At 68.8% G+C, this 19,751-nt stretch carries 18 protein-coding genes; 1 reads left to right on the top strand and 17 read right to left on the bottom strand.

The annotated features are described in order from the left end of the window. Positions 1 to 24: 24 nt before the first annotated feature. The gene (locus tag ABDJ40_RS15025; RefSeq protein ID WP_347611053.1) at positions 25 to 471 is read left to right on the top strand and encodes a hypothetical protein; all 447 of its coding nucleotides are present in this window, start codon (positions 25 to 27) and stop codon (positions 469 to 471) included. Here the strand turns inward: ABDJ40_RS15025 and ABDJ40_RS15020 are convergent, their stop codons facing one another. The 17 genes from ABDJ40_RS15020 to aptA form a co-directional block, all read right to left on the bottom strand. Beyond that, the gene (locus ABDJ40_RS15020; RefSeq protein WP_347611051.1) at positions 472 to 1,473 is read right to left on the bottom strand and encodes a recombination-associated protein RdgC; all 1,002 of its coding nucleotides are present in this window, start codon (positions 1,471 to 1,473) and stop codon (positions 472 to 474) included. Positions 1,474 to 1,670: 197 nt separating this feature from the next. Beyond that, positions 1,671 to 2,330: a DsbA family oxidoreductase gene (locus ABDJ40_RS15015; protein ID WP_347611049.1), complete on the bottom strand. Its 660-nt coding sequence runs from the start codon at positions 2,328 to 2,330 to the stop codon at positions 1,671 to 1,673. A gap of 63 nt (positions 2,331 to 2,393) precedes the next feature. Next, positions 2,394 to 2,786 (bottom strand): hypothetical protein, encoded by a 393-nt coding sequence (locus ABDJ40_RS15010; protein ID WP_347611046.1) that lies wholly within the window; start codon positions 2,784 to 2,786, stop codon positions 2,394 to 2,396. Between the two features lie 66 nt (positions 2,787 to 2,852). Beyond that, positions 2,853 to 3,818: a M14 family metallopeptidase gene (locus ABDJ40_RS15005; protein WP_347611044.1), complete on the bottom strand. Its 966-nt coding sequence runs from the start codon at positions 3,816 to 3,818 to the stop codon at positions 2,853 to 2,855. Between the two features lie 11 nt (positions 3,819 to 3,829). Beyond that, the gene (locus ABDJ40_RS15000) at positions 3,830 to 4,744 is read right to left on the bottom strand and encodes a PIG-L deacetylase family protein (protein ID WP_269633120.1); all 915 of its coding nucleotides are present in this window, start codon (positions 4,742 to 4,744) and stop codon (positions 3,830 to 3,832) included. 85 nt (positions 4,745 to 4,829) lie between these two features. After that, positions 4,830 to 5,774 (bottom strand): DMT family transporter, encoded by a 945-nt coding sequence (locus tag ABDJ40_RS14995; RefSeq protein ID WP_347611041.1) that lies wholly within the window; start codon positions 5,772 to 5,774, stop codon positions 4,830 to 4,832. A gap of 75 nt (positions 5,775 to 5,849) precedes the next feature. Beyond that, a complete protein-coding gene (locus ABDJ40_RS14990) occupies positions 5,850 to 7,343 on the bottom strand; it encodes an aldehyde dehydrogenase (RefSeq protein ID WP_347611039.1) in 1,494 nt (497 codons plus the stop codon). Positions 7,344 to 7,403: 60 nt separating this feature from the next. Beyond that, positions 7,404 to 8,810: a DUF3138 family protein gene (locus ABDJ40_RS14985; protein ID WP_347611037.1), complete on the bottom strand. Its 1,407-nt coding sequence runs from the start codon at positions 8,808 to 8,810 to the stop codon at positions 7,404 to 7,406. 78 nt (positions 8,811 to 8,888) lie between these two features. Continuing rightward, positions 8,889 to 9,746: an ABC transporter permease subunit gene (locus ABDJ40_RS14980; RefSeq protein WP_269633116.1), complete on the bottom strand. Its 858-nt coding sequence runs from the start codon at positions 9,744 to 9,746 to the stop codon at positions 8,889 to 8,891. After that, positions 9,743 to 10,684 carry an ABC transporter permease subunit gene (locus tag ABDJ40_RS14975; RefSeq protein ID WP_347611034.1) on the bottom strand — a complete coding sequence of 314 codons (942 nt, stop codon included), beginning with the start codon at positions 10,682 to 10,684 and terminating at the stop codon, positions 9,743 to 9,745. The genes ABDJ40_RS14980 and ABDJ40_RS14975 overlap by 4 nt, the downstream gene beginning before the upstream one ends. A 7-nt stretch (positions 10,685 to 10,691) precedes the next feature. Next, positions 10,692 to 11,801 (bottom strand): ABC transporter ATP-binding protein, encoded by a 1,110-nt coding sequence (locus tag ABDJ40_RS14970; protein WP_347611032.1) that lies wholly within the window; start codon positions 11,799 to 11,801, stop codon positions 10,692 to 10,694. A 25-nt stretch (positions 11,802 to 11,826) separates the two neighbouring features. Then, positions 11,827 to 12,975 (bottom strand): polyamine ABC transporter substrate-binding protein, encoded by a 1,149-nt coding sequence (locus ABDJ40_RS14965; protein ID WP_347611030.1) that lies wholly within the window; start codon positions 12,973 to 12,975, stop codon positions 11,827 to 11,829. A gap of 170 nt (positions 12,976 to 13,145) precedes the next feature. After that, on the bottom strand, positions 13,146 to 14,549 hold the full coding sequence (locus ABDJ40_RS14960; RefSeq protein ID WP_347611028.1) for an aspartate aminotransferase family protein: 1,404 nt from the start codon (positions 14,547 to 14,549) through the stop codon (positions 13,146 to 13,148). A 118-nt stretch (positions 14,550 to 14,667) separates the two neighbouring features. Continuing rightward, on the bottom strand, positions 14,668 to 16,035 hold the full coding sequence (locus ABDJ40_RS14955) for a glutamine synthetase family protein (RefSeq protein ID WP_347611026.1): 1,368 nt from the start codon (positions 16,033 to 16,035) through the stop codon (positions 14,668 to 14,670). A gap of 83 nt (positions 16,036 to 16,118) precedes the next feature. Next, positions 16,119 to 16,943: a gamma-glutamyl-gamma-aminobutyrate hydrolase family protein gene (locus ABDJ40_RS14950; protein WP_347611024.1), complete on the bottom strand. Its 825-nt coding sequence runs from the start codon at positions 16,941 to 16,943 to the stop codon at positions 16,119 to 16,121. Continuing rightward, a complete protein-coding gene (locus ABDJ40_RS14945) occupies positions 16,943 to 18,259 on the bottom strand; it encodes an NAD(P)/FAD-dependent oxidoreductase (protein ID WP_347611022.1) in 1,317 nt (438 codons plus the stop codon). Before ABDJ40_RS14945 ends, ABDJ40_RS14950 begins: the two co-directional genes overlap by 1 nt. A gap of 28 nt (positions 18,260 to 18,287) precedes the next feature. Then, positions 18,288 to 19,604: an omega-aminotransferase AptA gene (gene aptA / locus ABDJ40_RS14940; protein ID WP_347611020.1), complete on the bottom strand. Its 1,317-nt coding sequence runs from the start codon at positions 19,602 to 19,604 to the stop codon at positions 18,288 to 18,290. Positions 19,605 to 19,751 lie beyond the last annotated feature (147 nt).

Here is a 19,751-nt window from a genome sequence, read left to right as displayed (position 1 = left end):
CGGCCCGATCCCTCCCGAGTCCCCATGCGCGCTCCTCTGCTCAAACTGCCCGGCTGGCACAAGCGCTGGCTCTACACCAGCTTCACCGTCCTGGCCGCCACCGGCCTGGCCTGGCTGCTGCTGCACTACGGGCGCGAGGCGGACACCCTGCCTCCACCGGCCGAGGCCTGGCTGCTGCGCCTGCACGGCCTGGCCAGCATGTTCGTGCTGATGGGCCTGGGCATGGTCGCCGGCAGCCATGTGCCCGCCGGCTGGCGGCTCAGCGGCCAGGCCGGCCGCCTGGGGCAGCGCCGCAGCGGGCTGTGGCTGAGCGCCGTGTTGACGGCCGTGGTGCTGACGGCCTATGGCCTGCTGTACCTCGTCCCCGAGGCCTGGCACGAGGCCACGGGCTGGGCGCACGCCGGGCTGGCGCTGAGCCTGGCCCTGCTGTGGGCCTGGCACCGCCCACGGCGCCATCGCCCGGGCGCCTGATCAGTCCCAGGGGGCGGGTTCTTCGGAGCCGGCCGCCGTGGTGGCCGTGGCGGGCAGGGCCGGCTCCTTCTTCAGCTGGAGGCTCACGCCCTGCAGCGCGGCCGCCGCGAAGTCGTGCTCGCCGCCCAGGCCGTAGATCAGGTCCGGCAGCAACTGCGAGAGCTCACCGGTGGCCAGGGCTGCGTCGGCGTCGAAGGCCTCGTCCTTGCTGGGCTTGTCACGGCCTTCGAAGACGATATCCAGGAAGGCGATCTTCTTGATGGACAGGGTGTCCGTCAGCAGGAAGGAGACGCGGTCGCGCCAGGTCAATGCCAGCTTGGTGGGGCGCTTGCCGGCGGCCAGGTGCTGGCGCACCTCCTCGATGTCCAGCGGGTGGCGGGCGTAGCGCACGACGGACTTCATTTCGTCCTCGCTCTTGAGCTCGCACTCGCGGTCCACGGTGAAGCCGGCCGGCGGCACGCCGTCCGAGAGCCAGGCGGCCATGCAGGCGGCAGGCGTCTCGGCGGTCTGCAGCAGCTGCACGACCAGGCTGGGCAGGCACTTGACGAGCAGGGTGATGAGCTCGTCCGCCTTGCTGACCGAGCCGGCATCCACCATCAGCAGGCGCTGCTTCACATCGATCCAGACGCGCGTGGCGCCCTGCTTGGTGAAGGCCTGGGGCAGCAGCTCCTGCGTGACCTGCTCCTTGAGCTCGTTCTTGACCTTCTTGCCGGGCTTGCGACCGGTTTCCTGCTCGATGCGCTCGCACAGCTCGTCGACCCGGCGCCGCACCACCGAGCCCGGCAGCACGCGCTGCTCGACCTGCAGTTTGAGCAGCCAGTGGCCACCGACGTCCTCGATCAGCGGCGCATGCGCGATGCCACGCGGCGAGACCCAGCCCGCCGAGAGCGGCTGCGTGGCGCCACAGGGCACGAAACGCTCGGGCTCCAGGGCCTCTTCGATCTCCTCGATCGTGGCCTGCCATTCAGGCGCGATGCGGTACAGCAGGAGATTCTTGAACACGGACGACCTCTCTCAAGCAAAAACGCCCCGGCGGGGCGTTCAACGATTCATTCCCAGGGCCGCGTGCCGCGGCCGACCGGAGGGCATTGTCGCTCAGCCGGACGGCGGCTCCGCCTGGGGGCGGCCCCCTTTACAAGCCGTGGCAAATGCAGGCGAGGCTCCGAGGGCGCGGCTGAGGGCCCAGCACCTGCAGGAGCTCAGGCGCCCGCGGCCTTGGCTTCCTCGGCAGCGATCTGGCGCAGGGCCTGGGCAAAGACCTCCGGCGGCTGGCCGCCCTGCAGCAGGTAGCGTTCGTTGATGACCAGGGCCGGCACCGAGCTGATGCCCTGCGCCTGCCAGAAGGACTCCTGCTCGCGCACGGCCTCGGCATGGGCATCGCTGTCCAGCACGGCCTCGGCGGCGGCGCGGTCCAGGCCGGCACTTTCGGCGGCGGCCAGCAGCACGTCGCGGGCACCCGGGTTGCGCCCCTCCGTGAAGTAGGCGGTGAACAAGGCCAGCTTGAGCGCCTTCTGCTTCGCCAGGTCGGTCTCGCCGGCCCAGTGCAGCAGGCGGTGGGCGTCAAAGGTGTTGTAGATGCGGTCCCGCGCGCCCTTGGTGAAGCTGAATCCCAGTGCGGCACCGCGCTGGCGGATCTGCTCGCGGGTCTGCTCCAGCTGGGCGGGGCTGGCGCCGTACTTGCGGGTCAGGTGGGCGTTGATCTCCTCGCCCTCGGCCGGCATCTGCGGGTTCAGCTCGAAGGGCTGAAAGCGGATCTCGGCCTGCACTTCGGGGACCTGGCTCAGGGCCTGATCCAGGGACTTGAGCCCGATGGCGCACCAGGGGCAGGAGACGTCGGAGACGAAATCGATCTTGAGCATGGCGCGATGGTAGTGCGCAGCGGCCTCGCCTACCGGCATGGGGTCTTGCCGGCCGCGACGGCGTCAGGACGCGTAGCCCAGGCTGCCCAGCCATTGCAGGGCGTCGGGCAGGTCGACGCAGTCTTTGCGGGCGACGCGCCTGGAGGTCTCGCGCCGCAGGCCCTCTGCCATGCTGGCGTGCAGGGTCGTGGGCATGGCCACCGCGTAGGCGCCCAGGCCATGGGCCACGGCGTCCAGGAAGAAGTCCAGCCAGGCCTTGAGCGCCTCGGGCGTCGCGCCTTCCCAGGCCTCGAACAGGCCCACCATGGCCCAGGGCGCCGGATGCCGCGCCCACAGCGCACTCGCGTCGCGGTGCAGGTGGCGCGCCGCGACCTCGTTCCAGACACCCTCGTAGCGGATCACGAGCACATCACCCCGCCACTGGAGGTGGAAGCTGCCGTGTTGATTCCAGTCCATGGCCTGTTCAGCGAGCTGTTCCTGCGGCGAGTGTAGAGGGCTGTGAAAGCGATGCCATGCCCTGGATCACACCGGACGCTCGCTGGCCCGGGCCCAGAACACCCATTCGGTGCCGACGGCGGCCTTCTCGTCCGGGAAGACCAGGCGGCCGTCGCCCGGCGCCCGCACGGCCTGCCCGTCGTGGCGCCAGCCGATGCATTCGCCGGCGCTGACCGCCTCGAAATTGCGCCAGGCGCGGGCGAAGCGGTCCTGGGGATGCTGTCGATCGAAGACCTCCAGCATCTCCAGCAGCTCGGGGGCCGGGGAGGGCGGAGCTTCAGCCTCGCCCGGATCGATCATGTCCAGCAGGGCCAGCGCCCGCCGCACGGCGCGAAAGGCGACGCCCACGGCCGCCGGGTCCGCATGCTGGCCGCACTCCAGCGTGACGCCGTAGCCACCCGCCCGGCGCATGGCCTCGGTCGTGCCGATGGCCTGGGCGATGCCGGCCGGGTCCGCGCCCCGCTGCGCCAGCCCGCGGGCATAGCAGCGCATCCATCCTTCGACGATGCGGGGGGCGCCCAGGGCCCGCGCCAGCCGGGCCTCGGCCGCGGCATGGGCGAAGGGCTCCAGGGGGCCGCTGTTGTCTGGCGGGCCCAGCATCACGAAGGGTTCGCCTTCACCCTGGAAGGAGTGCAGGTCCAGCAGCACCTCGTGCGCCGCCAGCAGCGGGCACAGCGCTGTGGCGATGCGGTCCTCATGGTTTGCCGGCTGCGGCGAGGGCATCAGCTGGCGGTTGAGGTTGCGTTCGCCCTGGCGCTGACGGCGCTGGTAGGCCAGGGGATTGGTGACGGGCAGCAGCGTCAGCTGGCCGCGGCGCAGTGGCAGCGCGCCGGTGTCGAGATCGTCCATCAGGCGAGACAGGGCCTGGGCACCGCAGGTCTCGTTGCCATGCACGGCAGCGGTGACCAGCAGGCGAGGGCCGGGCTCCAGCGCGAGGTACTGGTGCAGGCGTAGATGGCCCAGAGGCACGGACTCGGGTGGCGGGAGCCCCATGCGAGTGGCGCTCAGGCCAGGCTGAGGCGCTCGGCGGCACCGGCCATGCGGGGCGGCAGGTCGTCCTGCTCGCGGCCGGCCAGCCAGCGGGTGAGGCGGTACAGGGTGGCGAAGCCGAAGGCTGGCGGTGCGGTGCCCGCGCCGGCGATCATCTCGCCGCCGCGGCGCACGTTGTCGGCCATCCAGGCCGGCAGGCGCAGGTGGTAGGGGTTGCGGGCGACCTCGCCCACATGGCGGGACAGGGCCTGCACCAGGCGTGCCAGGTCTTGCCTGGAGCTCTCCACCATCAGGTTGGCGCCGGACTGCGGTGCCCAGTATTCGGTCTGGGCCACCAGGCCGTTGTAGCCCGCGGCCTGCAGGGCATCCAGGGCCAGGCGGTGCACGCCCATGTGGGTGGCGATGCCGTCGCCCTCGTGCGGCAGCAGTACCAGGGCCGGCTGCTCGCGGCGCAGCAGCGCGGCAGCCTTGTCGACATGGGACTGCCACAGCAGGGGCTGGGCGATGGGGGTGTCGGGGCGGACCTGCTCCAGGCCGCCGTCCGCCAGTTGCAGGGTTTCGAAGTCCAGCAGTTCGCAGGCTTGGCGCAGCTCCTGCCAGCGCGGCTGGCGCCGGGCCTGGTTGCTGCCCAGCGTCACGGCCACATTGCAGACGCGCCAGTGCGACTCGCGCCGCAGCCGCAGGGGCAGGGCGCCGACGATGCATTCGTCATCCGGATGGGGCGAGAAGATCAGCGCCAGCGGCGTGTGGCCGCGGCGCTTGCGGGCCGGCGAGGCTTCGTCGCACGGGGGGAGCTGCATCAGGCGGGCCCAGTCGTTGACCCAGTCCAGCCAGGCGGCGAGTTCGCGGGCTCGGGCAGTCTCAGTGGCGGGCAGACGGCCCTGCTGGGCGTCTTCGGCTTCGAGGGCTGGGGGGCGTGGAGAGGGCATCGAGAGTACAGCGGCGACGGTCCAGTCAATGGTAGGGCATGGAGCGGGCACCGTGCGCCCGCATGCCGCGCAAATGCCCCCAAACTCAGGGATTGCCCTGCCCTGGCGCGACCAGGGCGGTGGGTCGCTCGCCACGCTCGGGCCAGGTCGCCAGCAGCACGCCGCTGAGCGCCAGCCCATAGGCCAGGCCCTGCGTCAGTTGCAGCTGCTCCTGCAGGAAGGCCCAGCCCACCAGGGCCGTCGCCACCGGCAGGAAGACCATGAACACCCCGGCCTGCGAGGCCGGCACCGCGCGCAGGCCGCGCATCCACAGCACCACGGTGACCATGCTGGCCGCCGCGGCATAGAAGAGCAGCAGCGCCCAGTGCGGCAGGGGCACCGCGCTGAAGTCGAAGCTCAGCGCCTGCCACAGACCCAGCGGCGTGACCAGCGCCAGGCCCCAGAGGTTGATCAGCGCGCTGATGCGGCGCGGGGCCAGGTCTTGCGTCAGGCGCTTGCCGATGACGACGTAGCAGCCTTCACAGACCACCGCCGCCAGCACCAGGCCCAGGCCCAGGGGTGTGGATCGCGCCGCGCCACCCTGGCGCTCCAGGGCCACCAGCGCGATGCCCGCCACGCCAAGCACCAGTCCGGCCAGCACCTGCGGTCGCAGCCGCTCCTTGAGGAAGAGCGCGCTGAGCAGGGCCACCGCAGCCGGGATGCCCGCCATGATCACCCCGGCCGCCATGGCCGAGCATTGCTGCAGGCCGAAGAGCAGGCAGATCGAGAACAGGAAGTTCCCGATGAAGCTTTCCAGGAAGAGCAAGCCCCGCGTGCGCGGGCTCAGGGGGGGCGCCCCGGCCGGTGCCTTCACCCAGCCCGCCATCATTGCAGCGGCAAAGCCGAAGCGCAGCCAGGCCAGCAGGAAGACCGGAAAGCTCAGCAGCAGGATCTTGGACAGGCCCACGTAGCTGCCGACCAGGCTGGTGCTGGCGGCGAGGCTGAGGTAGGCGGCGAGGGGGATGCGGGCTGTCGTGTGCAGGGACTTCATGCCGGCATTGTGGGCCGCGTGAGAGAGTCAGGCCCTTCTCGATGTGCGCAGGGCAGCCTGCCCCGCCACACCCGTTCAGGCTCCGTTGATGCGCAGCCAGGTCGTCTTCAGCTCCGTGTACTTGTCGAAGGCGTGCAGGCTCTTGTCGCGGCCGTTGCCGGATTGCTTGTAGCCGCCGAAGGGCACGGTCATGTCGTCTTCGTCGTACTGGTTGACGTGGACGGTGCCGGCGCGCAGGGCGCGGGCCACGCGGTGCGCGCGGTCGAGGTCGGAGCTCCAGACGCTGGCCTGCAGGCCGTAGCTGGAGTCGTTGGCCAGGCGCAGGGCCTCGGCCTCGTCGTTGAAGCGCAGCACGCTCATCACCGGGCCGAAGATCTCCTCGCGGGCGATCTTCATGCCATTGCTCACGCCGCTGAAGATGGTGGGTGCGACGTAGAAACCGCCGCTCTCGGCTCGGGCCTGCGTGGCGCCGCACAGGGCGCGCGCGCCCTCGGCCAGGCCGGACTCGATGTAGCCCATCACCGTGCGCAGCTGGCCCTCGTCGACCAGTGCGCCCATCACGGTGGCGGGATCCAGCGGGTCGCCCGGCTGGTAGCGCGGCGCCTGCTGGGCCAGCAATGCCTCGAACTCGTCGGCGATGCTGGCGTGCACCATCACCCGCGAGGGCGCATTGCAGCTCTCGCCCTGGTTGAAGAACATGCTGCCGGCCACGGTGCGGGCGGCGCGGGCCAGGTCCTTGAAGTCGGGGAAGACGAGGAAGGCGCTCTTGCCGCCCAGCTCGTTGAAGACGCGCTTGAGGTTGGAGCGGCCGGCGTACTCCAGCATCTTGCGGCCCACGCGCGTGGAGCCGGTGAAGCCGATGGCGTCGACGTCCATGTGCAGGGCCAGTGCTTCGCCGGCCTCGTGGCCGTAGCCGGGCACCACGTTGAACACGCCCTCCGGCAGGCCGGCCTCGACGGCCAGCTCGGCCAGGCGCAGGGCCGTCAGCGGGGACTTCTCGCTGGGCTTGAGCACGACCGAGTTGCCCGCCGCCAGTGCCGGGCCCAGCTTCCACGAGGCCATGATCATGGGGTAGTTCCAGGGCACGATGGCGCCGATGACGCCCATGGGCTCGCGGGTGATCAGGGCCAGGGCGCTGGGGCCGGTGGGGGCGATCTCGTCGTAGATCTTGTCCACCGCCTCGGCGTACCACTGGATGCAGCGGGCCGCGGCCGGCACGTCCACACTCAGGGCGTACTGGATGGGCTTGCCCATGTCCACCGTCTCGAGCAGGGCGAGCTCGTCCCGGGCCGCGAGGATCCGGTCGGCGAACTTCAGCAGGATCTTCTTGCGCACGGCCGGCGGCTTGGCGGACCAGCGGCCATCCTCGAAGGCCTGGCGCGCAGCCTGCACGGCGGCGTCGATGTCCTGGGCGCCGCAGCGGGCGACCTGGCCGATCACACGGCCGTCGATGGGCGAGATGCAGTCGAAGTGCTCGCCCGCCACGCTGTCCACGCGCCGGCCCTTGATGAAGGGGCGGCCGTCGATCTGCAGGGCCTGGGCACGCTGGTGCCAGTCAATGGTGCTCATGGGTCATCCGTGATCGTTGGCGGGCCCGGCCGGGCCTTGCAGGCCGGCCGGACCGCGGGCTCAGAAGCTCAGCACCATGGAGGTGCCCAGCAGCTGGTTGGTCTTGGTGAAGCTGCCGTCCTTGGTGTTCAGGAACACCGGCAGGCTGGCGCCATCGTAGCGGTACTCGAGCTTCCAGATCGTGTTCTGGTTGAGCAGGTAGCTGAGACCCAGGCTGAGGGCGTAGCGGTTCGCGCCCTTGCCGGCGGTGTCGGGGTCGGGGTTGGCGTCGTCCCAGAAGAAGCCGTTGCCGCGGCCGATGCCGTTGTGGCTGTCGTCGTAGCTGTAGCCGAAGAGGCCGCCACCGTTCTTGCTGTTGCGCAGGTAGTCCAGGCGGCCCGTGACTTCCCAGCGCGGGATGAACTTGTAGGCCATCAGGGTGGACAGGCCGCTCCAGCTGGCGTCGCGCAGCTGGCCGTCCTCGTTGAAGATGGCGGCGTGGCGCTGGCGACCCCAGGACAGCTGGCCCTGCCAGGTGAAGTCGCCGCGGATGAAGTAGGCGTCGAGCTCCAGCATGTCCACGCGCGTGTCCTTGCCCGCCTGGTCTGCGAAGCGCGGGGCGCCGCTGCCGTCGAGGGCGTCGGTCGCGTAGTTGTAGGCCTTGCCGTGCAGGCCGGTGAAGCCGAAGCCCTGGAACTCGCCCTTGGCGTAGTCCACGCGGTAGACCAGGGCCGGTGTCTTGTTGCCGGCGCTCTTGCGCGAATTGTTCACATTGGCCAGGCCGGCCTTGATCATCCACTTGCCGCGGGTGATGTCGGCCACGGCGCCGGTGTAGGCGGTGGGCGCGGTGTAGTCGAAGAGCAGGTTGTGGGTGATGAGCTTGTTGAGGGGCGGGGCGGTCATCTCGTAGCCCGTCCAGTCGGGGATCTGGCCCACCCAGAGGCGGGTCTGCAGGTCGCCCAGGGGGATGTTGACGCTGGCCTCATGCACGATGGAGCCACCATTGAAGACCGAGCCCGTGCCGCGGTCCGGCGCCAGGGTCAGCTTGTAGCGGGTGCCGCCGTCCATCTCCTTCTGGAAGTCCAGCAGGGCCATGCCGAAGTAGCCTGAGTCATAGGCGTAGGGGTCCTTGTTCAGGAGCTGGAAGCCGGCGGTGTTCTGGGCCTTGTTGGCGATGAAGGTGGGATCGATGAAGCCGGTGATCTTGAGGTTCTTGAGGCCCAGCGCTTCCTGGGAGTCCTCCAGCGCCTCGGTCTTGACGGCGATGCGGTTGAACTCGCGCACCTGTTCGGGCGTCATGCCCCACTGGGCCTCGGCGGGCTTGGCCGCCTTGCCTTCGGCAGCCTTGAGCTTGTCTTCCAGCTGGGTGACGCGCTCCTTCAGCGCGCGCAGCTCCTTGAGCAGCTCCTCATTGCTTTGAGCCTGAACGGGCCCGCCATAGGCCAGGGCCAGGGCGGCGGCGAGGAGGGCCAGGGTGTGCTGCTTCATGGGGAGCTCCTGAGGTTGTTGTGAGTCGTGAGTCGGATGCGTTGACAGGGAAGGAAAGGGGAGGCGGTGACCGTGGGCTCAGCCACTGTCGCGCTGCGCCGCGGCGAGTTCGCGGGCCAGGCGCCGCTCGCGCCGCGCGATGGCCAGGCTGGCCGCGACGATGCCCAGGGACACCACCACGATGACCACCGTGGCCACCGCATTGATGCTGGGCGACACGCCCAGGCGCGCCCGCGAGAAGATCACCAGGGGCAGGGTGGTGGAGCCCGGGCCCGACAGGAAGGCCGAGAGCACGACATCGTCCAGCGACAGCGTGAAGGTCAGCAGCCAGGCCGAAAGCAGGGACTGCGAGATCATGGGCAGGGTGACCAGGAAGAAGACCTGCAGCGGCCGCGCACCGAGGTCCATGGCGGCCTCCTCCAGCGAGGGGGGCAGGTCTTGCAGCCGCGCCTGGATCACGACCGTGGCATAGGCCAGGCCCAGCAGCAGGTGGCCCATCCAGATGGTGAGGCTGCCACGCTCCGGAAAGCCCAGGGCCCGCTGCACGGACACCAGCATCAGCAGCAGGGACAGGCCCACGATCACCTCGGGCATCACCAGCGGCGCATTGACCATGCCCGCGAAGAGCGTGCGGCCCTTGAAGCGGCGGTACTTCACCAGCGCGAAGGCCGCGAAGCAGCCCAGCAGCACCGAGGCCGAGGCCGTGAAGAAGGCGATCTTGAGCGAGAGCCACAGACCGGCGAGCAACTCGCGGTCCTCGCCCAGCTGGCTGTACCAGTTCAGCGTGAAGCCACCCCAGACTGAGGGCACGGGCGAGGCATTGAAGCTGTAGATCACCAGGGCCAGCAGGGGCAGGTAGAGGAAGGCGAAGCCCAGCAGCAGCCAGGTGCGGGCCACCGCGCGGCTGCTGCGCGGGCCGAAGATCGCGCGGCTCATGACCTGGCCTCCTGGCTCTCCGCCTGGTATTTGTTGAAGAGCGCCAGCGGCACGATGATCAGCAGGATCACGACCACCGCCACGGCCGAGGCCATGGGCCAGTCGTTGTTGCTGAAGAACTCGTCCCACAGCACGCGGCCGATCATCAGCGTCTGCGGGCCACCCAGCAGCTCGGGGATCACGAACTCCCCCACGCAGGGAATGAAGACCAGCATGGAGCCCGCGATGATGCCGGCCTTGGACAGCGGCACCGTGATCTTCCAGAAGGCCGCCCAGGGCGTGGCGCCCAGGTCCGCCGCGGCCTCCAGCAGGCGCAGGTCCATCTTGGAGAGGTTGGCGTACAGCGGCAGCACCATGAAGGGCAGGTAGGTGTAGATCATGCCCAGAGCCAGCGAGAAGGGCGTGTTCAGCAGCATGCCCGGCGCGGGGATCCAGCCGGCGGCGGCCATGAGCCTGTCCAGGCCGAGCCCTTCGATGGCCTGCGCCACCCAGCCCTTGTCGGCCAGCAGGCCCTTCCAGGCATAGACGCGCAGCAGGAAGCTGGTCCAGAAGGGCAGCATCACCAGCATCAGCAGGGCCGGCTGCAGCGTGGCCCGGGCCCGCGCCATGAAGTAGGCGAAGGGGTAGCCGATGAAGAGGCAGCCCAGCGTGGTGATGCCCGCGTACTTGAGGCTGTTGAGGTAGGCCTTGAAGTAGAGCTCGTCCTCGGTGATGAAGAGGTAGTTGCTGAGCTTGACCGTCAGTGTGGCCACGCCGTCGGCGTAGCGCAGCAGGTCCTTCACGTGCACGGTCTCCATCTCGGAGACGCTGATCTTCAGCACGATCAGGAAGGGCAGGGCGAAGAAGACCAGCAGCCAGGCATAGGGCAGGGCGATGACGGCACTGCGACCGCGCCACCAGCGGGGACGCCAGGCAAGAAGCTTGGAGGACGTGCTCATGAGGGCCTCATTGCGTCAGCACGACCTGCGCGCTGTCGGTCCAGTGGGCCCAGGCCTCGTCGTCCCAGGACAGCACCTCGTCCGGATGCCGCGCCGTGTTGGCCTGCGAGACCTTCAGCACCGCCCCGCTGGGCAGCGCCAGGTGGTAGACGGTGTAGCTGCCGAAGTAGGACATGTCGCGGATGCGGCCCCGCACCGCATTGACGTCGGTCCGCACCGGCGGCGTGCGCCCCAGCTGGATCTTCTCGGGCCGCAGCGCCACGGCCAGCTCCATGCCCTTGGTGCCCGTGATCCCGTGACCGACGTAATGGCGGCAGTCCGCGCACTGGATCTCCACGTGGTCCGCCTCGTCCACGTCCAGCGTGCCCTCCATGAGGTTGACGTTGCCGATGAAGTCGGCCACGAAGCGGGTGGCCGGGGTCTCGTAGATCTCGCCGGGCGGGCCCACCTGCAGGATGCGGCCCTCGCTCATCACGCCGATGCGCGAGGCCATGGTCATGGCCTCCTCCTGGTCGTGGGTCACCATCACGCAGGTCACGCCGACCTCCTCGATGATGTTGACCAGCTCGATCTGCGTCTCCTCGCGCAGCTTCTTGTCCAGCGCCCCCAGGGGCTCGTCCAGCAGCAGCAGCTGGGGCTTCTTGGCCAGGCTGCGGGCCAGGGCCACGCGCTGCTGCTGGCCGCCAGAGAGCTGGTGCGGCTTGCGCTTGGCGTACTTGCCCAGCTGGACCAGCTTCAGCATGGCCTCGACCCGGGCCTCGATCTCGGCCTTGGGACAGCCGTCACGGCGCAGGCCGAAGGCGATGTTGTCCCAGACGCTGAGATGCGGAAAGAGCGCATAGCTCTGGAACATCATGTTGATCGGACGCTCGTAGGGCGCGAGCCCGGCGAGGTCCTGGCCGTTGAGCACGATGCGGCCGCTGGTGGGCGTCTCGAAGCCCGCCAGCATGCGCAGCAGCGTGGTCTTGCCGCAGCCGGAGGAGCCGAGCAGGGCGAAGATCTCGCCCTGCGCGATGTCCAGGGACACGCGGTTGACGGCGACGGCGCCGCCTCCGAAGTCCTTGAGTACCTGGTCGATCTGCAGGTAGGGCGTCGAGGCGGCGCTGGGGCTCATCATGATGCGGGCGTGCTCCGGAGGGGGATCAGATGCCGGTCTTGAACGAGGTGTACATGCGGGTCATCTGGCGCCGCACGTCGTTGTTGATGGCATCGGGCGCGGCCATGCGCTTCATGTCGGTGTCGCTCAGGAAGACCGTCGGGTTGCTGGCCACCTCGGGCTTCACGAACTTGCGCGCCTCCTTGTTCGGGTTGGCGTAGAAGACCTTGTTGGTCAGGCCGGCGTGGATCTCGGGGCGCAGGATGAAGTTGATGAACTTGTGCGCATTGCCGGGGTGCGGCGCATCCATGGGGATCACCATGGTGTCCATGAAGATGATGCCGCCGGTCTTGGGAATCAGGGCCTCGATCTTCTGGCCGGTCTTGCCGTCGATGGCGCGCTGGCGGGCGATGTTGATGTCACCGGACCATCCCAGGGCCAGGCAGATGGAGCCGTTGGCCATGTCATTGATGTAGCCCGAGGAGCTGAACAGCGTCACATAGGGGCGGATGGCCTTGAGCAGGGCCGGCACGCCGGCATAGTCGGACACGCTCTTGCTGTAGGCCGGCTTGCCCAGGTAGTGCAGGGCGGCGGGCACGACCTCGGTGGCGGAGTCCAGGAAGCTCACGCCGCAGCTCTTGAGCTTGGAGATGTATTCGGGCTTGAAGACCAGGTCCCAGGCGTTCTCGGGCATGGGCGTGCTGCCCAGGGCCGCCTTGACCTTGTCCACATTGATGCCCACGGTGGTGAAGCCCCACAGCCAGTTCACCATGTACTCGTTGCCCGGGTCCAGCTTGGCCAGCTGGGTCTGCACCTCGGGGTCCAGGTTCTTGTAGTTGGGGATCAGGCTCTTGTCGATCTTGCGCAGCAGGCCGCCGTCCGCCTGCAGCTTGGCCCAGTAGGAGGAGGGCACGACGACGTCATAACCCGTCTTGCCCGCGACCAGCTTGGCATGGACGATCTCGTTGTTGTCGAAATTGTCGTAACGCACCTTGATGCCGGTCTCCTTCTCGAAGAGCTTCAGCGTGTCCTCGGCGATGTAGTCGGACCAGTTGTAGACGTTCAGCACCTTCTCCTCCTCCTGCGCCTGGGCGGCCGGGGTGAAGAGGGCGCCACAGGCCGCCGCCAGGGGCAGCAGAAAGCCGGGCAGGGCGCGAAGCAGGGACTGTGGAAGGGACCGGGTGGGCTGCGACATGGAAGAACCTCCTGGAAAACGAACAGAACCAGTGGACGCTGCAAGAGCGCGTGTCATGAAGCGCTGGGGTCAGGTCTGAACCCCTGGGCAGGAAATGGTGCGAGCCAGTCTAGGCGGCGGGCCAGCCGCCAGGCATTCGCCAAAACCCGTGCTGTGGCGCGGGCCCGCCGTCACAGCCAGCCCTTTGTCTTGAGTTCGCTCAAGCTGAGGTCCAGGCAGTGGCGGATCAGGGCCATCATTTCGTCGACCTGATCCCGGCTCATCACGAGCGGTGGTGCGACGATCATGCGGTCGCCCACTGCGCGCATGATCAGCCCATTGCCGAAGCAGTGCGCACGGCACAGCATGCCCACCTCCAGCGCCGGGTCGAAGGGCTGGCCGCTGGCCTTGTCCTTGACGAGCTGGAGCGCGCCCATCATTCCGCAGGTCTGGGTTTCGCCCACCAGGGGATGGTCCTCGAGGCTGGCGAAGCCTGCAGCCAGCTGCGGGCCGATGTTCTGGCGTACATGGTTGACCAGGTTGAGCTGCTGGATCAGCCGGATGTTGGCCACCGCCACCGCGCAGGCCGTCGGGTGGCCGGAGTAGGTGAAGCCGTGGTTGAACTCGCCGCCCTGCTCGATCAGCACCTTCGCCACCTTGTCCGACACCATCACGCCGCCCAGGGGGATGTAGCCCGAGGTGACGCCCTTGGCGAAGGTCATCAGGTCGGGCTTCGTGCCCATGGTCTCGCAGCCGAACCACTGGCCGGTGCGGCCGAAGCCGCAGATCACTTCGTCGCTGACCAGCAGGATGCCGTAACGGTCGCAGATGCGCTGGATCTCCGGCCAGTAGGTGCTGGGCGGCACGATGACGCCGCCCGCGCCCTGCACGGGCTCGCCGATGAAGGCGGCCACCTTCTCGGGGCCGATCTCCAGGATCTTGGCCTCCAGCCAGCGCGCGGCAGTGAGGCCGAAGTCCTCGCGCGACTGCCCGCGCCCCAGCTCGAACCAGTGCGGCTGCTCGATGTGCACGATGCCGGGAATGGGCAGGCCACCCTGCGCATGCATGCCGCTCATGCCGCCCAGCGAGGCGCCGGCCATGGTGGAGCCGTGGTAGCCGTTCTTGCGGCCGATGATCACCTGGCGCTCCGGCTGCCCCAGGCTGGCCCAGTAGTGCCGCACCATGCGCACCACGGTGTCATTGCCCTCGGAACCCGAGCTGGTGAAGAAGACCTTGCTGAACTGCGGCGGCGTGACCTCGGCCAGCAGCTCGGCCAGCTGGATGGCAGGCGGCGTGGAGGTCTGGAAGAAGGCGTTGTAGAAGGGCAGCTCCTTCATCTGCCGGGCCGCGGCGTCGATCAGGGCCTGCTGGCCGTAGCCGACGTTAACGCACCACAGGCCGCTCATGGCGTCGAGGATCTTGTGGCCTTCGCTGTCCCAGAGGTAGATGTTCTCGGCGCGGGTGATGATGCGGGCGCCCTTGCGTGCCAGACCGGCGTGGTCGGTGAAGGGGTGCATGAAATGCGCGCTGTCGGCCTCCTGCCATTGGCGGGTGCTGCGCGCAGCGGCGCTGATGGGGGCTTGCACGGTGCTCATGGGGTGTCCTTCCTCACGCCGTGGCGTGGAATGGGGTCACTGGAATCTTGTCGGTGTAGGCTGCGGCAGAGGGTCAGGTCTTGCCTGCCCGGCCGGAGCCGGGTCAGGCGGGACAGACTCAGACGTGCAGCAGCAGGTGCTCTCGTTCCCAAGGCGAGATGACCTTCATGAACTCGGCGTACTCGATCTCCTTGATCTCCGAGTAGACCGTCACGAAGGACTCGCCCAGGACCGAGGCGAGGTCCGTCTCGGCGCGCAGCAGGGCCAGGGCCTCGCCCAGGCTGCGCGGGAGCTGGTAGTCGCCCAGGTAGGCGTCGCCCTTGCACTCGGGCGTGGGCTCGATGCGGTTCTTGATGCCCAGGTAGCCGCAGGCCAGCGTGGCGGCCAGGGCGACGTAGGGGTTGGCATCGGCGCCGATCACGCGGTTCTCGACGCGCCGCGCGGTGGGCGGCGCCACGGGAGAGCGGATGCCCACCGTCCGGTTGTCGATGCCCCACTGGATGTTGATGGGGGCGGCCGTGAAACGGGCCAGGCGCCGGTAGCTGTTCACATAGGGCGCGAACAGGGCCATGGCCGCGGGGATGTAGCGCTGCAGGCCGCCGATGTACCAGTAGAACTCCTGGCTGGGGCTGCCGTCCTCGTTGCTGAAGAGGTTGCGGCCCGTGGCCTTGTTGATCACGCTCTGGTGCACATGCATGGCGCTGCCCGGTTCGCCGGCGATGGGCTTGGCCATGAACGTGGCGAACATGTCGTGACGCAGGGCGGCCTCGCGCACCGTGCGCTTGAAGAAGAAGACCTCGTCCGCCAGCCCGAGCGGGTGGGCGTGGAAGAAGTTGATTTCCATCTGCCCGGCGCCGATCTCGTGGATCAGGGTGTCCACGTTGAGCTCCATCTTTTCGCAGTAGTCGTAGACGTCCTCGAAGAGCGGATCGAACTCGTTCACCGCGTCGATGGAGTAGGCCTGGCGCGAGGTCTCGGCGCGGCCGCTGCGGCCCACGGGCGGCTTCAGGGGCACGTCGGGGTCGGTGTTGCGGGCCACGAGGTAGAACTCCAGCTCGGGCGCCACCACCGGATCCCAGCCCTCGGCCGCGAAGAGGTCGCAGACCCGGCGCAGCACCGAGCGCGGTGCGAAGGGCACGAGCTTGCCGTCGCGGTCGAAGCAGTCGTGGATGATCTGCGCGGTCGGGTCCACGGCCCAGGGGACCAGGCGCACCGTGCTGGGGTCGGCCCGCAGGTGCATGTCCATGTCATTGGGGCTGATGACGTCGTAGTAGGGCCCCTCTTCAGGAAACTCGCCGGTGACGCCCATCGCCACCACCGCTTCGGGCAGGCGCATGCCGCGGTCCTCGGTGAACTTCTCGCGCGGGAGGATCTTGCCGCGTGCCACGCCGGTCAGGTCGGGCACGAGGCATTCCACCTCGGTGACGCGATGCTCACGGAACCATTGTTCGAGCTCGCTGAACGTGATTTCTTTTCTGACCACCATCGTTGCCTCATCTTCTGGTCTTGGCCCCGGGTCATACCCACCGGGGCTTCGGATTGCTAGAACTCGGTCGGGGGTCAGCGGCGCTAGGTCTCGGGGTCGCTCTTGAAATCGTGGCGGGGCTGGCGGATCTCGTTGCGGTAGTCGCGGAAGGCCGCACAGGCTTCGCCGAAGGCCTTGAGCATCTTCATCGAGACCGGATTGCTGGCCGCCTGCCATTCGGGGTGCCATTGCAGGCACAGCGAGAAGCCCCGGCTGGCCTCGACGCTGAAGGCCTCGACCAGGCCGTCCGGCGCCACGGCCTCGACGCGCAGGCCCGGGGCCAGCGTCTTCACGCCCTGGCCATGCAGGGAGTTCACGCGGAAGTGCTCATGACCCAGCAGGCCCTCGAGCACACCGCCGGGCATCACATGCACCTCATGCTGCTCGGCATAGGCAATCTCGGGCGGCTGGCCCTCCGGCGCGCGGTGATCGTTCAGGCCCGACTGCTCCTGCACGGCCTGGTGCAGCGAACCGCCGAGCGCCACATTGGCCTCCTGGAAGCCGCGGCAGATGGCGAACAGCGGCATGCCCATGCGCAGGGCCCTGGGGATCAGGGGCAGGGTCCAGGCGTCGCGGTCCGGGTCCAGGGGCAGGGCGGGGTTGTGGACGTCCTCGTCGAAATGGCTGGGATGCACATTCGAGGGCGAGCCCGTCAGCAGCACGCCGTGGGCGATGGCCAGCAGCTCGTCGATCTCCTCCGGGCTGGCCGAAGGCACCACCAAGGGCAGGCAGCCCGCCAGGCGCACGGCGTCCACATACTTCTTGCCGGCGATGTGGAAGGGGTGCTCCCCCACCTGGCGATTGCAGGCGGGGACCAGCACGATGGGCTTGCCGGCCGGGCCGGCAGCGGAAGGCGCGTCGCGGTGCATCACAGCAGGTCCCTCAGTCGGTAGTACGCCATGCCCAGCACCAGGGCCGGCGTACGCATCAGTGTGCCACCGGGAAAGGACCGGTGGCGCAACTTCCCAAAGCAGTCGAAGCGGCTGGCATCGCCATGCATGGCCTCGGCCACCACCTTGCCCGCCAGCCCGGTCAGCGCCAGACCGTGGCCGGAGAAGCCTTGGAGGTAATAAACGTTCCGATGATCGCCCAGGCGGCCGAAGTCCGGCGCGCGGTTCATGCTGATGTCCACGAAGCCACCCCATGCATGGCTCATGCCAACATCGGCCAACTGCGGGAAGGTGCGGACGAGGCGCTCGCGCATGCTCTGCATCAGGTCCCGCGGCGTGACCAGGCTGTAGCTGACGCGGCCGCCGTAGAGCAGGCGGTGGTCGGCCGTGGGGCGGAAGTAGTCCAGCACGAAATTGGTGTCGCAGACCGCGCTGCGGCTGGGGATCAGGGCCTGCAGGCGCGCCGGGTCCAGGGGCTCGGTGCAGACGATGTAGGTGCCGACCGGCATGATGCGGTCCGCGAGGGTGGGCGCGAGCCCGGGAGCCAGCGCCTGCAGGTAGACATTGCCTGCCAGCAGCACCTGTCTGGCGCGCACGCTGCCGCTGCTGGTGCAAAGCAGCTGACTGCCGTCGGCCTTCGCCTCCATGCGGTGCACGGCGCTGTGCTCGTGCAGGGTGGCCCCCGCGGCCCGTGCGGCGCGGGCCAGGCCCAGGCAGTACTTCAGCGGATGCAAGTGGCCGGAGCGGGCGTCGTGGATGCCGGCATCGAAGCGCGGGCTGGCGATCCAGTTCTGCAGCTGCCCCGGCGGAATCCAGGTCAGCGGGTAGCCGTAATCCCGCTCGACCCGGTCGGCCCAGGCGCGCAGCTCCACGGTCTTGGAGGGCTTGGTGCTGAGACCCAGGAAACCGGACTGCCACTCCGCCTCGATGCCATGGCGCTGGCAGCGCTGCTGGATCAGGTCCAGGGCCTCGAGGCTCATGTCCCAGAGGCGGCGGGCGTCGGCCAGGCCCAGCTGGCTCTCGATCGTCGTGTTGTCACAGGCCAGGCCGTGGATGGCCTGTCCGCCGTTGCGGCCCGAGGCCCCGCCGCCGACCAGCCCCGCCTCCAGCAGGCGCACGTCCATGCCACGCTCAGCGAGCTCCAGCGTGGCGGACAAGCCCGCCAGGCCACCGCCCACGACGGCCACGTCCGCCTCCACGGCCTCGTGCAGCGGCGCGTAGCCCTCGGGGCGCGGCGCTGTGGCGGCGTAGTAGGAATCCCGGGCGAGGTCCTGGTCAATCCGGAGCAGGCGCATGCAGCAGCGATCAGGCGAGGCCGCGGCCTCAGGCCACCCGACGCAGGGCGGTGCGGATGGTGTCGACCAGGCGGTCGATCTGCGCGGGCTCGATGATCAGGGGCGGCGACAGCGCGATGGTGTCCCCCGTGGTGCGGATCAGCACGCCCTGTTCCCAGCAGTCCAGGAAGACGTTGAAAGCCCGCTTGGCCGGCTCGCCGGGCAGGGGCGCCAGCTCGATGCCGCCGACCAGGCCCATGTTGCGGATGTCGATCACATGGGGCTCGCCCTTCAGCGAGTGCAGGGCCTCGGCGAACTGGCCCTGCAGGGCGCTGGCACGGGTCAGCAGGCCTTCCTCGGCATAGGTCTTGAGTGTGCCCAGGGCGGCAGCGCAGGCCAGCGGGTGGGCCGAGTAGGTGTAGCCGTGGAAGAACTCGATCAGGTGCTCGGGCCCGCTCATGAAGGTGTCGTAGATCTTCTGCTGGGCGAAGACGGCGCCCATGGGCACGCAGCCGTTGGTGAGACCCTTGGCCACGGTCATCAGGTCGGGCGTGACGCCGAAGGTCTGGGCGCCAAACGGGTTGCCGGTGCGGCCAAAGCCGGTGATGACTTCGTCGAAGATCAGCAGAATGCCGTGCTTGTCGCAGATGTCGCGCAGGCGCTGCAGATAGCCTTGCGGCGGGATCAGCACCCCTGTGGAGCCGGCGATGGGCTCGACGATCACCGCGGCGATGGTCGAGGCATCATGCAGGGCGACGAGGCGTTCGAGATCGTCTGCCAGTTCGGCGCCGTGGGCCGGCTGGCCCACCGAGTAGGCATTGCGCGCGGGGTCGTGGGTGTGGCGGATGTGGTCCACGCCACCCAGCATGGTGCCGAACATCTTGCGGTTGGCCACCATGCCGCCCACGGAGATGCCACCGAAGTTGACGCCGTGGTAGCCGCGCTCCCGCCCGATCAGCCGGGTGCGCGAGCCCTCGCCGCGCACGCGGTGGTAGGCAATGGCGATCTTCAGCGCGGTGTCCACGGACTCGGAGCCGGAGTTGGTGAAGAAGACCTTGTTGAGTCCTGCGGGCGTCAGCTGCACCAGTTGCTCGGCCAGCTCGAAGGCCTTGGGGTGGGCCATCTGGAAGGGCGGGGCGAAGTCCAGCTCGGCGGCCTGCGCCTGGATGGCCTGCACGATGTGCGGGCGGTTGTGGCCGGCATTGACGCACCAGAGGCCGGCGATGCCGTCCAGCACCTGGCGGTCGCGGTCGTCTCGGAAGTACATGCCGTCGGCACCGGTCAGCAGGCGGGGCGCCTTTTTGAACTGCCGGTTGGCGGTGAAGGGCATCCAGTAGGCATCCAGCGCGGCGGGATTGAGGGTCATGAAAGGGCTCCGGGTGATCGAATCGGCTGCGTTTCAGTGCGTTCAGACGCAGCAGGCAATTCACCCAGTCTAGGCATTCCGTCACGCAATAGGCTTGCAGATGCGCACCGTGCAAACCCTTGGATTTGCAATTCCATGCGGTAGCAT

It is taken from the genome of Roseateles flavus, from assembly GCF_039872765.1.
GTDB classification, from domain to species: Bacteria; Pseudomonadota; Gammaproteobacteria; order Burkholderiales; family Burkholderiaceae_C; genus Roseateles_B; species Roseateles_B flavus.
This window is presented reverse-complemented; position numbering and strand designations above follow the sequence as displayed.

Coding starts and splice junctions, on each gene's coding strand:
- ABDJ40_RS14965 (WP_347611030.1), bottom strand. CDS start 12,975: ATGTCGCAGCCCACCCGGTCCCTTCCACAGTCCCTGCTTCGCGCCCTG.
- ABDJ40_RS14995 (WP_347611041.1), bottom strand. CDS start 5,774: ATGAAGTCCCTGCACACGACAGCCCGCATCCCCCTCGCCGCCTACCTC.
- ABDJ40_RS14970 (WP_347611032.1), bottom strand. CDS start 11,801: ATGATGAGCCCCAGCGCCGCCTCGACGCCCTACCTGCAGATCGACCAG.
- aptA (WP_347611020.1), bottom strand. CDS start 19,604: ATGACCCTCAATCCCGCCGCGCTGGATGCCTACTGGATGCCCTTCACC.
- ABDJ40_RS15005 (WP_347611044.1), bottom strand. CDS start 3,818: ATGGGGCTCCCGCCACCCGAGTCCGTGCCTCTGGGCCATCTACGCCTG.
- ABDJ40_RS14980 (WP_269633116.1), bottom strand. CDS start 9,746: ATGAGCCGCGCGATCTTCGGCCCGCGCAGCAGCCGCGCGGTGGCCCGC.
- ABDJ40_RS14950 (WP_347611024.1), bottom strand. CDS start 16,943: ATGCACCGCGACGCGCCTTCCGCTGCCGGCCCGGCCGGCAAGCCCATC.
- ABDJ40_RS15000 (WP_269633120.1), bottom strand. CDS start 4,744: ATGCCCTCTCCACGCCCCCCAGCCCTCGAAGCCGAAGACGCCCAGCAG.
- ABDJ40_RS15010 (WP_347611046.1), bottom strand. CDS start 2,786: ATGGACTGGAATCAACACGGCAGCTTCCACCTCCAGTGGCGGGGTGAT.
- ABDJ40_RS15015 (WP_347611049.1), bottom strand. CDS start 2,330: ATGCTCAAGATCGATTTCGTCTCCGACGTCTCCTGCCCCTGGTGCGCC.
- ABDJ40_RS14990 (WP_347611039.1), bottom strand. CDS start 7,343: ATGAGCACCATTGACTGGCACCAGCGTGCCCAGGCCCTGCAGATCGAC.
- ABDJ40_RS14960 (WP_347611028.1), bottom strand. CDS start 14,549: ATGAGCACCGTGCAAGCCCCCATCAGCGCCGCTGCGCGCAGCACCCGC.
- ABDJ40_RS14955 (WP_347611026.1), bottom strand. CDS start 16,035: ATGGTGGTCAGAAAAGAAATCACGTTCAGCGAGCTCGAACAATGGTTC.
- ABDJ40_RS14985 (WP_347611037.1), bottom strand. CDS start 8,810: ATGAAGCAGCACACCCTGGCCCTCCTCGCCGCCGCCCTGGCCCTGGCC.
- ABDJ40_RS14975 (WP_347611034.1), bottom strand. CDS start 10,684: ATGAGCACGTCCTCCAAGCTTCTTGCCTGGCGTCCCCGCTGGTGGCGC.
- ABDJ40_RS14945 (WP_347611022.1), bottom strand. CDS start 18,259: ATGCGCCTGCTCCGGATTGACCAGGACCTCGCCCGGGATTCCTACTAC.
- ABDJ40_RS15025 (WP_347611053.1), top strand. CDS start 25: ATGCGCGCTCCTCTGCTCAAACTGCCCGGCTGGCACAAGCGCTGGCTC.